At 47.0% G+C, this 14109-nt stretch carries 10 protein-coding genes and 3 pseudogenes; 10 read left to right on the forward strand and 3 right to left on the reverse strand.

Translation table 11 applies throughout. From position 1 onward, the window contains the following. The first annotated feature begins 307 nt into the window (after positions 1–307). The 7 genes and pseudogenes from NZD89_RS05675 to NZD89_RS05705 all read left to right on the forward strand — a co-directional run. The gene (locus tag NZD89_RS05675; RefSeq protein WP_268006792.1) at positions 308–1441 is read left to right on the forward strand and encodes an IS110 family RNA-guided transposase; all 1134 of its coding nucleotides are present in this window, start codon (positions 308–310) and stop codon (positions 1439–1441) included. Positions 1442–1840: 399 nt separating this feature from the next. After that, positions 1841–3035: pseudogene (locus NZD89_RS05680) on the forward strand (transposase). A gap of 400 nt (positions 3036–3435) precedes the next feature. Beyond that, the gene (locus NZD89_RS05685) at positions 3436–4803 is read left to right on the forward strand and encodes a cytochrome ubiquinol oxidase subunit I (protein WP_268006793.1); all 1368 of its coding nucleotides are present in this window, start codon (positions 3436–3438) and stop codon (positions 4801–4803) included. Next, entirely contained in the window at positions 4791–5825 is a 1035-nt protein-coding gene (locus NZD89_RS05690) for a cytochrome d ubiquinol oxidase subunit II (protein WP_268006794.1), read from the forward strand. Before NZD89_RS05685 ends, NZD89_RS05690 begins: the two co-directional genes overlap by 13 nt. A gap of 61 nt (positions 5826–5886) precedes the next feature. Then, positions 5887–6384: a CcdC family protein gene (locus NZD89_RS05695; RefSeq protein WP_268006795.1), complete on the forward strand. Its 498-nt coding sequence runs from the start codon at positions 5887–5889 to the stop codon at positions 6382–6384. A gap of 67 nt (positions 6385–6451) precedes the next feature. Further along, positions 6452–6775, forward strand: a complete 324-nt coding sequence (locus NZD89_RS05700; protein ID WP_268006796.1) for an antibiotic biosynthesis monooxygenase family protein — start codon at positions 6452–6454, stop codon at positions 6773–6775. Between the two features lie 94 nt (positions 6776–6869). Beyond that, positions 6870–7151, forward strand: a pseudogene (locus tag NZD89_RS05705) (type 1 glutamine amidotransferase family protein); the annotation flags it as partial. Between the two features lie 348 nt (positions 7152–7499). Here NZD89_RS05705 and NZD89_RS05710 read toward each other — a convergent pair. After that, positions 7500–8189, reverse strand: a pseudogene (locus NZD89_RS05710) (reverse transcriptase domain-containing protein); the annotation flags it as partial. Between the two features lie 164 nt (positions 8190–8353). Between NZD89_RS05710 and NZD89_RS29470 the strand changes: the two are divergent. The 3 genes from NZD89_RS29470 to NZD89_RS05720 all read left to right on the forward strand — a co-directional run bounded on the left by NZD89_RS29470 (position 8354) and on the right by NZD89_RS05720 (position 10201). Next, entirely contained in the window at positions 8354–8683 is a 330-nt protein-coding gene (locus tag NZD89_RS29470) for a transposase (protein WP_369125235.1), read from the forward strand. Then, complete coding sequence (locus tag NZD89_RS05715; protein WP_268006797.1) at positions 8680–9378, forward strand: IS6 family transposase; 699 nt, start codon at positions 8680–8682, stop codon at positions 9376–9378. Before NZD89_RS29470 ends, NZD89_RS05715 begins: the two co-directional genes overlap by 4 nt. 382 nt (positions 9379–9760) lie before the next feature. Continuing rightward, positions 9761–10201 (forward strand): YfmQ family protein, encoded by a 441-nt coding sequence (locus tag NZD89_RS05720; RefSeq protein ID WP_268006798.1) that lies wholly within the window; start codon positions 9761–9763, stop codon positions 10199–10201. 449 nt (positions 10202–10650) lie between these two features. On the opposite strand, the gene cydC is transcribed toward NZD89_RS05720, so the two are convergent. Then, positions 10651–12387 carry a thiol reductant ABC exporter subunit CydC gene (cydC, locus tag NZD89_RS05725; protein ID WP_268006799.1) on the reverse strand — a complete coding sequence of 579 codons (1737 nt, stop codon included), beginning with the start codon at positions 12385–12387 and terminating at the stop codon, positions 10651–10653. 12 nt (positions 12388–12399) lie between these two features. Further along, positions 12400–14103: a thiol reductant ABC exporter subunit CydD gene (gene cydD, locus NZD89_RS05730; protein WP_268006800.1), complete on the reverse strand. Its 1704-nt coding sequence runs from the start codon at positions 14101–14103 to the stop codon at positions 12400–12402. Positions 14104–14109: the final 6 nt, after the last annotated feature.

Genomic DNA, 14109 nt, shown 5'->3' on the forward strand with positions numbered 1-14109 from the left:
GGTGCTTGAAAACCGAGAAATGTTCCAAGAATCACGTTTGTACGATGGCTTGGTCTTGTATGAAATGGACTTCTCACCTTGTGATTTTTTGCGTTGCCTCGTTCACGATAACTCTTATACAAGTGACAAGCTTATTGCGCTAACCGTTAGCTGAATAAGGAGCGATGCCGATATTAGACATTCGCTCCTGTTTATTTGAGTCATAATGAACGAGGTCGGCCCCGTTTCGTAACAACGTAGGTTACATTGGCAATACTGTTACTAGCGATAGCCAATGCAGAGCTACAATACGAAGGGAGCCGATAATATGAAGGATAGCACAAAATTCGTAGGTTTAGACGTGTCAAAGGATTCGATTGCGGTGGGCATAGCAGACATAGGGCGTGGTGCCCCGCGGTTTTTTGGAACAATTACAAATAATCCTGAAGCAATTCGTAAATTGGTTAGGCAGTTAGGAAACGACGTACAATTGGAATTTTGCTATGAAGCGGGACCTACAGGATATGGGTTGTATCGCCAACTAACCAAGATGGGTTTGTCATGTATGGTCGTTGCCCCTTCCCTAATCCCAGTGCGTCAGGGGGATCGAGTAAAAACTGATCGTCGAGACGCATTACGTCTGGCGCAGTTATTACGAGCGGGAGAATTGACGAGTGTATGGGTGCCGCAAGAGGATGACGAGGGACTTCGAGATCTAGTACGTACAAGAGAGGACGCTAAAGAAGATCAATTGCGTACTCGACATAGGTTGTTGAAATTCTTGTTACGATGGGGTCTTCGCACACCAAAGGGTATACGCAATTGGACACCGAAACATCGCAAGTGGCTGGATACCTTACAATTTACGAATCGCGCTCAGAGGATGGCATTCCAAGAATACCTACACCAATTGGATGAAATTGATGGACGTATTCAGCGATTAGAACAAGAAATTCATGTTCAGGCAACAGATAGTTTCCACGCTCCTGTCATTCAAGCTTTACAGACACTTCGTGGTGTCGCTGAGGTCACCGCAACATCATTGGTTGCGGAAATTGGGCAGTTTTCCCGCTTCTCGAATCCTAGGCAACTTATGGCTTACGCAGGACTAGTCCCACGAGAATACTCTAGTGGTGCAAATCGTTGGCAAGGTGGGATAACCAAAACAGGGAATGCACATGTTCGCCACATTCTAGCCGAATCCGCGTGGAGTTATCGTTATTCACCTGCAATAAAAGGTCGAATTAAACAACGACAAGAAGGGCAATCACCTCAGACACAAGCAATTGCTTGGAAGGCTCAAGATAGATTGCACCGTAAATATTTTCGTTTGATTTCTAGAGGCAAAAATCACTCCGTTGCTGTAACAGCAGTGGCAAGAGAATTATTAGGATTTATCTGGGCAATTGGGTGCATGGCGGAACGAATGCGGGATAAAGAAAACACAAATTCGATTGCTTAAATAAGAATTCGATCACGGTACACTTATTCTACGAGCTTACTTATTTGAAGGTCGGGCGGCGAAGGCAAGTTTCCGGAAGAGGGAACCCTCGTAAACGCTATGTGCTAGGCCTATCCGAATGCACGCTTTGAGTCAGAGGCAGCCCTTGACGGAGGTACGACATGCGGTAGCCAATCCGCGAATAACAGAATGCCAACCGTCGATATAACTTGCCTTCGGCGCCTGACCTTCAATAAATCCATGAAATACGGGGCTTGACAGGCCTCGTTCATAACAGCGTTTTGCAGATTTCTGAGACCTTGCAGGGCAAGGGATTGTAAGACGTAAAAAAGGACTTCACCCCAAATTCGAGAAGATTTCAAGCGACTAAACAAGAAACTCTCAAGGAGGGAAGTCCGCTTGTATCTTCTCCAAAAGTCTCTGTTTTCCTTTGAGTCGTGGTTAGAATTTGAACCCAGCGAGCGGTTGGAGTTGTTCTTCTCCGCATTGGACCTTCATCCGTACGCCGTGAAATTGAGGAGTTCTTCACCCCGTGGAGCAAAACCAATCAATCGTGAAGCAATTTTGCGAGCACTGATTGCTGCACCGCTCGAAGGCATATCCACCTTTACAAGGTTGCACGAACGCTTGGATACGGACCTTCGATTTCGGTACCAGTGCGGGTTTCGCTTGGATGAATTAGCTCCGTCGATTGCTACCCTAAGCCGAGCCTTCACCGCCTTAACTGAAAAGGGTCTGGCTAAGGCGCTCTTCATTGACCTGGTCAGTCAATGTCGGGAGTTTGGTGTCATAGATGAAAGCCACCTCGCCATCGATAGCACGGCAATCCCTGCTTACGAGAAGAAACAGCCGAAATCGCGCAGTCAAGAAACAGGGAATGCAAACTGGGGTGCTAAGTACGACACATTTGGCAACAAGCTTACGTGGTTCGGCTACAAGATTCATCTTGCAGTCGACACACAGAGTGAATTGCCTGTATCCCTGGGGGTTACGCCCACACATGTGTACGACGGTGACATGGCAATTCCACTGATGAAAGACATTGCTGAGAACCTGGATTGGAGATTCAAGTTCGTCATGATGGATGCGGGTTACGACCAGGTCAAGAATTATGAAACGGCACGAAGTTATGGTGCACAAGCAATCATTGCGTTGAATCGGCGTGCTGAGAAGGAACCGCCCGCTGGGATGTCTTCGAATGGTACTCCTCGTTGCTCCATGGGGTATGACATGGTGTACTGGGGAGCCGATGCTGACCGATTGAAGTTCCGCTGTCCACATGTCTTAGGGAAGGTCGACTGTCCATTAGGAGCTTCAATGTGTTCTGACTCGAATTATGGAATGGTCTAAAACAGGACATTGCCGAAGATGTGCGCCGATCTCGAACCCCCACCGCAACACGCGTGGATGGACGAAGTTGTACAATGAACGAACTGCTGTTGAGCGCTGCAACTCCAGACTGAAAGAAAACCTAACTGCGAGCGATGTGTCCGGGATAGAGAAGGTCACGACACATATCTACCTCAACGCCATTGTGATGTTGGCATCGGCACTTGCAATGAGCAGGCAAGCAAGAACGGAACAAGTAGCCTAACCCAAACAGCGTTAGAACTAAACGCATCACCTAACTAAGCAAAAAAATGTAAGCTAGACTTTTTAGCTAGGTAGACCATTTCTTTTTTAATTCACCAGAAATGCTATTCTGCAAAACGCTCATTTAAGAAAAATCTGTACTTTTGTCCTGAGAAATGTGGGTTCAAGGTCACCCATGCTAACAGCAATAAGAAGAAACCCTTATGTCGTTAACCTGTCGGTTAGTTCAATAAGGCTTCCCCTAGATTAGCGCCCTTTAGTCAATGGTGCTCCGATCGAATGTAATTTACAAATTATGAACGTAAAACAGGCGTGCTATAAGGCAAAAGAACGCTGTAACTCGATCGTATAGGTTCTACATTTATGGTAATGATAACCTTGAATTCCAAGGAGGGTGTTATATGCCTGACCACGTACATCTCGCTAGAGCATTGTTCGGTACTTCGATGGGATTTCATATCATCTACGCCACACTCGGCGTTGGAATTCCATTTATGGTAACGATTGCAGAAGTTACCTACGCTTTAACCGGGGATTCCGATTACGCTGTGATGGCAAAACGTTGGACACGGGGTTTTACAGTATTGCTAGCAGTGAGCATCACAACTGGAACTACGGTTGCATTACAGCTAAGTTTGTTATGGCCAAAATTCATGCAGCTCGTGGGTCAGGTAATCGCTTTACCGTTCTTGTTAGAGATTTTCGCGTTCTTCCTGGAAGCCTTGTTTATGTCAATTTACGTTTACGCAGCCGACCGAATTCCACGCCGCTGGCGCATTGTGAGCGTTTTGTTAGTCGCCATTGGGGCTGCCTCATCGGCACTGCTGATCACTGATGCGAATGCTTTCATGAATGCCCCACAAGGTTTCCGTATGGTGAACGGTAAAGCGGTTGACATTCACCCTTGGCAGGCTGTTTTCAATCCTGCACTTCCAACGTCGGATTTCCATGTACTCATGACCGCATACATGAGCGTGGGATTTATCACGGCGGCAGTTGCAGCATACGGTTTGTTGAAGAAATCTCACACCGACCGGGAGAGACAGCATCAATATAAGTCCCTAATGCTATCTCTTGCGTTAGGCGGGGTGTTTGGAATGATAGCGGCAATCAGCGGCGATCGAGCCGCAAAACATCTCGCTGCTTATCAACCAGAAAAACTTGCGGTTGCAGAAGGTTTATTCAATACGCAATCACACGCGCCGCTCGTTATTGGTGGATGGGTGAGCGGCTCTAGACAAGATGTCATAGGTGGAATCAAGGTCCCTGATTTCCTCAGTTGGTTGGCCACTGACCGTGTTGATGGTGTGGTGAAAGGCTTAAACGACTTTCCTCGGGATACCTGGCCACCATTGTTTCTACATCTGTTTTTCGATGGCATGGTCGGGATTGGAACAATGCTGATCTTTTTAGCCATCTTCGCATGGTTAGTTAAGACCATTCGAAGGCGTGAGCAATTTCCATTTCCAAAATGGTTGTTGTGTGCAACGGTAGTTAGCGGTCCGCTTGCCGTTATAGCCATCGAGTTGGGATGGATTTATGCTTGCATGGGCCGACAACCATGGATTATTTACCATGTAATGAGAACGGCTGATGCTGTTACATCCTCGCCTTATGTGGGTTGGATGTTTTTCCTCTTTATAATGCTGTATCTCATGCTCGCTATTGGCAGCATTACAGTGTTACGGTCCTATTTTTCTCGCCATCCTTTGTCGGATGATATTGAGCCAAATACGCCAAAACCAAGAAGGGCGGTATGGTTACCTTGACTGCAGCGTTATGGGGAATTTTACTATTGTGGTTAATTGTATTCATTTACGGTATTGCCGGTTCAGTAGACTTTGGCGCGGGATTTTGGGCAATGGTGTTTTTCAAAGAGCGTCACGCAAGCGCGGCCACCATCGCTAATCGATATTTGTCACCGCTCTGGGAAGTTACGAACGTATTTCTTGTGTTGTTCGCAGTGGCGTTGGTTGGTCTGTTTCCCACTGCCGCATTTGTACTTGGAAATATTCTCTTGGTTCCGGGTGATTTAATCCTCATCTTATTAACCATAAGGACAGTTTTTATGGTTTTCGCCCATTCGGTTGATCGTTATCAACACACTTTACGTATTGTTTCAGGAATTACAGGGCTAGTGATTCCTGCGTTGCTAATGACGGTTTTTCCAATTTCAGAAGGGAATTTCTTACATAGTGTTGATGGACGTTTAACGCTTTCAGTGCCAGATCTCTTTAGAAACCAAGTCGTGTATGGATATGTCATATTAGGAATTACAAGTGAACTGTTCTTGTCAGCCTTGTTGTTAGGTGACTATTCCAGAGTTGCCAAGGATGAATCAGCGTATAGAGTTTACCGAAAACATGTACTCTGGCTTGGCCCCGTAAGCATATTGTCTGCCTTCCTGGCCCTGCTCAGTATAGGTAGGTCTGCTGCGTGGCTTCAAAAAGCAATGCTTTCGCAGTGGCATTGGTTTTTAGCGTCAGGATGCTTCTTTGTAATTGGATATGTACTCGTGATTACGTGTGGGTGGGAATTGAAACGTCGATTCAGGTGGGCTGTTGTAAGTATTGTGGCGCAGTACGCATGTGCCATGATGGGATACGGACGCGCACACCTTCCATACTTCGTTTATCCGGTTGTGACCATTCAGGACAGCTTCACTAACTCGGAGATGTTTAGGGCGGTAATTATTGTTCTGATTCTGGGAATTGCTGTTCTATTTCCGGGGTTCATTTGGTTCTGGCGTCTGTTTTTAGAGAACAGGGCATACGCTTCTAAACCAGAGTAAACATGTTCCTAAACAATATCCGTTCCCAATTGTTAGTCCAATCCTCGGAGGGGGCCCTGCGTTGTCGTTAAGTAGGTCATCAATCATGTGGGTTTTGGCAATATGTATGGCTTTGTCGGTCATAGTTATACGATTACAAGCGGCTAAGAAACCAACATCGCCGGGTAAAATCTTGGCTCCATCGATGGCAATGAGCACGGGTTTTATCATGTTTGTTGACCCTGTTATGAGAATTCCTTGGCTTTACGGCATTGAAGCTTTAATAGTGGGGGTGACTTTTTCTTATCCATTGATGACTACTTCACAAATGTACATTTCTGGCCGGGAAATTTATCTGAAGCGATCTAAAGGCTTCATAGTGGTTATGATTGCTCTGCTTGTTGCCCGTACGGCTTTGCATGGCGTGATCGATCACTACCTCACGATTGCTCAGACGAGCTCAGTCTTTTTTATTCTAGCGTTTGGGATGTTAATTCCGTGGCGGATTGCGATGTTCCATCAATATCGCAAGATCTCGAGAAAAATCCCAACATCTATTCTTCGTAAGGCTACAACTTAGTTTGGCTTTGAATGAATTTGAACAAAAAACAAGTGGTTGCGTCAAATCCATTAGGGAGTGTATTGAAATGAGAGAGATTGCCAAGACACCCAAGCCGCCATATTACGCTGTAATCTTCACATCTAACCCGACAGAGAATGACAACGGTTATGAGGACATGGCAAGCGAGATGGTGGAGTTGGTCAAAAATCAACCGGGCTTCCTTGGGGCTGAAAGTGTTGAGAACGGACTAGGAATTCTCGTGTCCTACTGGGACTCCTTTGAGGCAATCCGAAATTGGAAGAGTGATTCTCGTCATCAAGTGGCACAGACAAGAGGCAAGACGGAATGGTATAAAGCATGCAAAACACGAATTTGTAAAGTTGAACATGATTATGACTTTACGAATTAGTTCCCGAATCTAGAAGGCACGTGTGAATATAATGAAAAAAACAAGGGAAAACGTATTAAGTAATCACATCAGGGAGGTACTTTTTGATGGCTGCCCTTTGGGCTTAGTGAACGCCACTTACAAAAATGGAACGCCTCTGGTAAAAGGTAAAAACATTACTGCCTTCACTGATGACGAAGAAGGCGAAGTCAAATTGGACCAACATATGCCTTTTTTGCTTGAAACCACACTTCGAACAAAGGGTGGACTCTTCTCATCTCGTAGCAATTGGACAGACTACTCAGTTCGAGATGGAAATCTAGTCACCGGGCAGAATCCACAGTCCAGTAAAAGTACAGCTGAAAAAGTAGTGGATGCCATCGAAAATCAAACTTAAATTTATGCCCTGGATAGAACTATACCAATAGCACCGTTCAAAACCATCCAGTTTTGAACGGTGCTATTATATTTCTCATCTTTGGCTCAGAGACCTGTATCAGATCAGAGCAGTGGTGTGCAGTCAATGTCTACAACGCATGCACTTTTGAACAACTGCTCAGATTATATTGCTCTTATTTCATCATGAATTACCTCGCACGAATAGGTTTATCTAGGTAATCCTTACATCTGTAGAGTAGAGGACGTGTCCCAGTCCCTCCGGGTAGAGAGGCCACCCATCTGGTGGCCCGAACCCCCACAGAACCCGGCGTGCGGGTTTCCCGCACCGGGCTCTTCAGAATTGGTTTTACAGCATCGCGTATACTTTCATTCGGTAATATGGAATGAAGAGTTTCGGCCGCGCTAGAGGAAACAATGTCTTCAGTTCTTGGAAATCCTTCCAGGTCACATAGCTTTTCCGGCTACGGCTGCTGAGCATGCGTCGCCAGTAAAAGTCTGTTGCCTGATACACCTTGATGAGCCACCTCATGTTTCCAGCCATGCCGTAATAGGCATAGTGCCCTTGAAGCATCTGGTTGATTTGGCGGACTTGTTCTTCAATTGACCGGTGTCGGATTTTCCGCATCGTTTCCTGCACTTTACCTATACTGCGCTTGAGTCGTTGCTTCTCCGTTTTCCGCCCAACCATGAAGTTCCCCTTGCGGTTTCGAGTACAGTAGTGTGTGAAACCGAGAAAGTATAGTGTTTCCGGTTTCTTTCTACCCCTGGCTTTTGCGTGGTTACTCGCGAACCGACCAAATTCAATCAGTCTAGTCTTACTTGGCTCTAGCTCTAGCTTGAACTTGTTCAGCCGTTTCCGGAGCACCTCTTGGAACCGTATCGCATCACTTCGATACTGGAAGCACACGATGAAATCATCTATGTAGCGGATGAGGTGTGCCTCTCCTCTGAGTCGAGGCTTTATAGCCTTCTCAAACCAGAGGTCAAGCACGTAGTGAAGGTACAGATTGCTCAACAAAACACTGATTGAACCGCCCTGGAGAACTCCAAAAAAGTATCACCAACTTATTCTATAAATGTAATACAATAGTTTTATAGACGGTTGGAGTGAGGGATGCAGGGATGCTGCGAAACGATACTTCAAAGCAAATCAGTGCTTTTGACCAATATTTCTTCGACAAAGCTGTCCCATAAGATCACTTGTTACGGAGAATTGCAAACACGATAGATTTTTCTTTTATCCGAGACCTGCTCAGTGATCGATATTCGGAACACAAAGGCCGTCCTGCGGAAGAACCAGAGGTTATGTTTAAGATTTGTCTTTTGGAGTATCTCTACAATCATTCCGACGTTCAAGTGATCGAACACATTCGTGTGAACCTCGCTTATCGTTGGTTTCTCGGGTTCAACATAGATGACGATCTACCTGACGATTCCACCATCAGCTACGTCCGTGGGTTCTGGTGCAAAAACACCAGGCATGCTAGTATTGTCCGGATAAATTTTAGGGATGAGGCTGACATGCTATGAATACGTTCAAATGGAAGCACTTCGAAACTCATATTATCCTAATGGCGGTTCGGTGGTATTTGCGATACAGCTTAAGTTACCGGGACATCGTCGAACTGCTAAAAGAAAGAGGAGTTCAGGTTTCTCATACCACAATCATGCGATGGGTCCATCAGTTCGGTCCAGAGTTGGACAAGCGTATTCGACGTTATTTGAAGCCGACCACCGATTCCTACAGAGTTGACGAAACCTATATTAAAGTGAAGGGAAAATGGACTTATCTATATAGAGCAGTGGACTCTAAAGGGAAAACTGTTGACTTCATGCTGTCTTCAAGTCGAGATGTTAAAGCTGCAAAGCGATTCTTTAGAAAAGCACTGTCTTCGCCGCATAATCAAACGCCGCGAGTCATCACCGTAGATAAAAACCCAGCTTACCCTCCGGCACTACAGCAATTAAAAGACGAAACGGAGATACCGCAAGAAACCTCAATCCGGCAGACGAAATATCTGAATAACATGGTTGAACAAGACCATCGATTCATCAAGAAAATCACGAATCCGATGCTGGGATTCAAATCGTTTCAAACTGCTGAAAGCAGACTTAAGGGAATTGAGGCCATGCACATACTGAGGAAAGGACAGGTTGAGATACAGCACTCGCCCGTTTCTTCCATCGTGGCGTTCATGGACCACCTGTTTGATCTATCTGCATAACCGGAAATATGAGAAATGGCTCAATCTCTTTTGCTCGTAATCTTTGCACCAGAACCGAATTTTCCGTTCTGTGATTGTCTACTACGCATGATGGACAAATCTAATAGTCGTCATACATTCTCGCGTGACCAATGCCATCATGTCAGATCGGTCCAAGTTATGGACAATTTATTAACAGTGCTTGATAGGGATACGAACTGTAACTTTAAGACATGTTTCATTGTCGAACGGAGTTATAATGACACGGGGGAACTCCATATGGACTTAACGGAATATTGTCGGTTCCGATGGTCAATCATAAGTTAAATTTTTACTGATATCGCTCCCTACGCTCATACTAAGCTTAACGTATCGATATCAGTAATTAGGAAGGTTGTTGGATATGATATTTTGGCTGGTTGTCGTACTATTAGTACTCCATCTTATCCTCGCGTTTTTCATGTCGCCCCCAACGGCGTGGGCGGATAGATTCTTTAACATGTTTGCAACACACCCAAGGTTGAAGGATGAGAACATCTCAGAAATTACAGTGCACGATGTTGCATTGCGTGGAGAACGTAAAGCTGAGTTTGTTGAGGCATTTAACAATGCAAATTTTTTATATGATGGTGGAGTAATCAAAGATCTTTCTGAGAATCCAATTAGGGTGCGTTTTACACAAGGGAGAACGTCCTTTGCTTTTGAAATGTACCTATATGGAGAACAAATGATTGAGATTGTGAGAATAAAAAATAAGAAATATTTACCCTATCGTGTGAGGTCAGCGTCCTTGGAAAATTTCTTGATGTCTCTTAGCACGATACAAACAAGTAGCGCGAATTAAATAAACGATTTCACAGGGACGCAGACGAGTTTTACGGGATCGTCACCCCAACTAGCTTCAAACATGCTTATACAAGTAGGGGGGACAGTTTAGCGCATGGGTTCATACTGACCCACGGGTGCGTACGTCCCACCCAGACTACTGGTGTATCAAACACCGCATATAAAGAGAGGTCAACCAGAAATAATGAATGAACTGGCTGACCTCAAAATACGATTGGTGCTTTAGTTTAAAAAGGGCACCACAACAATATGCATCAATATCCAAACCAAGGTATATACATCAGCTACGTTTTTATTCCATGGAGACATTCTTAGAGTAGGGAAATCAGTTTTTGCGTTCTGCAAAACACTCAGTTAAGAGTAGCGATACATTCTTCATCCGGTGCACGCGAACTCGTATGGCAACCACGTTAACATGGGTTCAAAGGACCGCTACACTCTCTTGTATCAGTTTGAACGCTGGTTTCCTGAAGTCCGAGCATATTGTCGATAACCTTTTTCATACCATCCACCTTGCTGCACCAGGTCTGCGTGAACCCCGCGTTCCACGACGCATCCCTGCTTCAAGACGATTATTTCATCCATTTGATCCATAACCGCGTAGCGATGGGTGACCAAAATGATGGTTCGTCCACGCGCGCTCTCAAACAATCCGCTGTAAAACTCCCGTTCGGTTTCCAAATCCAGATGACCCGTCGGTTCATCCATCAAGAGAAACTGTGCGTCGAGGAGCAATACACGGGCCAGTGCCAAGCGTTGCCGCTCACCACCAGAAAGTTGGCTGCCTCGTTCACCGAGCACCGTGTCGTAACCTTCGGGCATGTTCTCAATCCGCTGATGAATCCGGGCTAGTTTGGCAGCTTCAATAATTATTCCAAGTGGTGCATTCGGACGGCCTAACGCGATGTTGTCACGAATACGACCGCGAAACAGATGCGTTTGCTGTGACACGACTGCAAATGTGGACCGCAGCGTAGCGGTGTTCAAAGACGCCAGTTCCGTGCCGTCCAACTGAATCGATCCCTCGGTGTAGGGAAAGAGCCCGGTGAGAATGTTCAGTAACGTTGTTTTTCCGGAGCCACTTTGTCCAACGATCGCAATTTTTTTGCCTGGATGCGCTTCAAACGAAACATTGCTGAGAACGGGCGAAACTCCGTCAGCGTAACGAAACGAGAGTTCCCTCACAGTCAAAATGCCGCTTTGAGGTTCCGGTTCTCCCGGAATGAACGGTGTCACAGGAAACGACTCCAGCGCCCGAAGTCGATCAACTCCTGCCAAACTGACACCCGTCTGTTCAAAGGCTGAAAAACTGGGCGCCACTGCCTCAAACGCGGCCAACACAAACAATGCAACCATGGCGACGTCAACGCCTTGCACATGACCTGACCCGACGCTTAGTTCCCATAGAACGGCACAGATAGTCAGTCCCTGGACTAAGAGGAACGCCGACTGAGCAATACGCTGAGATCCAACAGATCGAATATCAGTTTCGCGCAGAGTGTGCCCCAGGTGAACCAACCGATTAAAAAAAGCGGACTCCTGACCAAACGCCTTAATGTCTCTCCAGCCGCGAACCGAGTCTGTCAATATCTCGGCAACCTTTGCCCGGTCCGCTTGCGCGCGTCGCCCCAGCGTCTGCCGATAGCGAATCAATGTGATTGGCACCAGCAAACCAGCCACCAAAAGTCCAATCATGGTCGTCACGGCGATGCTTACACCAAACGTACCGAGCACGGTGAAAGTGAGGGCAGCGGCGAAAACAGCAACGAGCGAGGGGGCGATCGCACGAATATAAAGGAACTGAACCGAATCTACGTCGTGCAGCGCCGAAGACAGAATGTCACCGAAGGTACGTCCGGAAACCTGAAATGGAATCCGTCTCTCGAGCGTTTCAAACAGCCATTCGCGAATTCTAACCAAGGACCGAAGTGCGAAGTCATGCGACACCAATCGCTCTGTATAACGAAAGGCTGCTCGCGATAAGCCGAAAAATCGGACCGCCACGAGTGGAACGTAAACCATCAAGATAGTCGAGGGATGCAAAGCCGTGCGGCTGATGAGCAATCCGCTGATACCAAGCAGGCCGAAATTGGCGCCGAAGGCAAAAAATCCAAGCGCGATTGCGAGTAGGATGCGCCATCGAAAAGGGGCAACCCACTTCAATATCCAGCTCCATTTTTGCATTGGTCTTCCTCCTCAATCGGCGAACCTATACTCCAGTGGGGTTTCGCAACCTGTACTGAATCCATGCGATGTAAGAAAGATCACCCGGTCCATTCGACTCGCGAGTCCGGGGTCATGCGTGACGACAATAACGGTACGATTCGCCATCAGCTCTTCAAGTGCCGTTTCGATATCTGCAGCGGTTAGCGGATCAAGATGTGCCGTAGGTTCGTCGAGAAGGAGCAACGGAGATTGGCGCAACCAAGCACGTGCGATTGCGATACGCTGGGCTTCACCTCCACTCACCGTCCTACCCCCATCGCCAATCCGCGTGTCAAGACCGTTAGGCAAGGATCGAAACCAAGTGTTCAAACCGGCTTTTCGCAGGGCCTCGTGCAACTGATCATCTTCAACCATTTCGCCAACTGGTACGGCCATCTGGAGGTTTTCGCGAACCGATCCAGAAAAGATGTGTGGCTGCTGGTTTAGCAGGGTAACGAGTTTTCGCCATGCAGGAGATGCCAGTGTCTGTACCTGTTTACCTCCCACCTCGATGATTCCCGCCGACGGGGACAAGCTTCCGGACAATAGTCGCAGCAATGTGGTCTTACCGCATCCGCTTGGACCCACTATGGCAATCCTTTCCTCCGGATGAATGGTTAGATTTAATGAACACAAACTATCCTCTTTTTCGCCGGGATAGCGAAGACGAATATCTGTAAAACGGATGTCTGGTAATCCGTTCGCCATGGTCCCAGGAATGTTGCGTGCATCGACATCCTCGTTTGGTTCGTCCAACAACTGAAACAATGACTCTGCCGCGGCAAGCCCATTGAGTCCCGCATGGAATTCGCTCCCCAGAGCTCTAATCGGTTGAAAAAATTCCGGCGTTAGTAAAAGCACCGTCAAGGCGGGTGTGAATGCCAACTCTGCGTGAATTAATCTTAGTCCTAGCGCGAGCGCAACAGCCGCCGTTCCAAGCGTGGCAAACAGCTCCAAAACAAAGGCGGAAAGAAACGCCACCCGCAACGTCTTCATTGTTGCAACTCGGTTGGCATCGCCAATACGGAACAGAACTCGCTTTGCGTCGGCAGAGCGCGAGAACAACTTCAACGCCATCAAACCCTCAATCATCTCGAGAAAACGTGAAGACAAGTCCTCCAGCACGTGCCACTGTTTGTGGGCTACAGAGTCAGCTCCGTTACCCAGCAAAATCATAAAGAAAACGATAAGCGGGGCGGTGACGACGAGCAGCGCCGCAGAAATCCAATCCAGCCGAAGGATGTAGAGCAGCAACACGGCAGGAACGAGAACAGCCTCAACGGATTGAGGCAAGTACCTTGCCAAGTACGACTCTAGGTTGTCGACACCTGTCACTGCGGTCGTGATCAATTCTCCAGTCTGCATTCTTTCGATTTTCGTCGAACTGAGCGTAAATAACTGTGACATCCAGCGAGAACGCATGTCGAGTTTTGCATTTGCTGCAAACCGAGCCGCAATCCAACCTGAAACAGCCCCAAATACACTGCGCGCCAAAAACGTAACTGCCAATCCGGCGTCGAACGTGAACAAATTTGTGTGTTGTGGCACACGCAAGAACAGAATGCCGATCCCAATAGCCATAAAGTGGGCCTGCAGCAGCAATGAGACACTGCTGCAGACACCCAGCGCGAACGTCCACGCCATCAACGGCTTAGTCGCTGATAATTGGCGTATCAATCGAGCCTGAACATTCATGAGGCA

It is taken from the genome of Alicyclobacillus fastidiosus (assembly GCF_026651875.1).
Taxonomy (GTDB): Bacteria; Bacillota; Bacilli; order Alicyclobacillales; family Alicyclobacillaceae; genus Alicyclobacillus; species Alicyclobacillus fastidiosus.

What these genes read in the sequence shown, in the direction of transcription:
- NZD89_RS05675 (WP_268006792.1), top strand. Translation starts at nt 308, where the DNA reads ATGAAGGATAGCACAAAATTCGTAGGTTTAGACGTGTCAAAGGATTCG.
- cydC (WP_268006799.1), bottom strand. Translation starts at nt 12,387, where the DNA reads ATGCAAAAATGGAGCTGGATATTGAAGTGGGTTGCCCCTTTTCGATGG.
- NZD89_RS05700 (WP_268006796.1), top strand. Translation starts at nt 6,452, where the DNA reads ATGAGAGAGATTGCCAAGACACCCAAGCCGCCATATTACGCTGTAATC.
- NZD89_RS05685 (WP_268006793.1), top strand. Translation starts at nt 3,436, where the DNA reads ATGCCTGACCACGTACATCTCGCTAGAGCATTGTTCGGTACTTCGATG.
- cydD (WP_268006800.1), bottom strand. Translation starts at nt 14,103, where the DNA reads ATGAATGTTCAGGCTCGATTGATACGCCAATTATCAGCGACTAAGCCG.
- NZD89_RS05690 (WP_268006794.1), top strand. Translation starts at nt 4,791, where the DNA reads ATGGTTACCTTGACTGCAGCGTTATGGGGAATTTTACTATTGTGGTTA.
- NZD89_RS05715 (WP_268006797.1), top strand. Translation starts at nt 8,680, where the DNA reads ATGAATACGTTCAAATGGAAGCACTTCGAAACTCATATTATCCTAATG.
- NZD89_RS05720 (WP_268006798.1), top strand. Translation starts at nt 9,761, where the DNA reads ATGATATTTTGGCTGGTTGTCGTACTATTAGTACTCCATCTTATCCTC.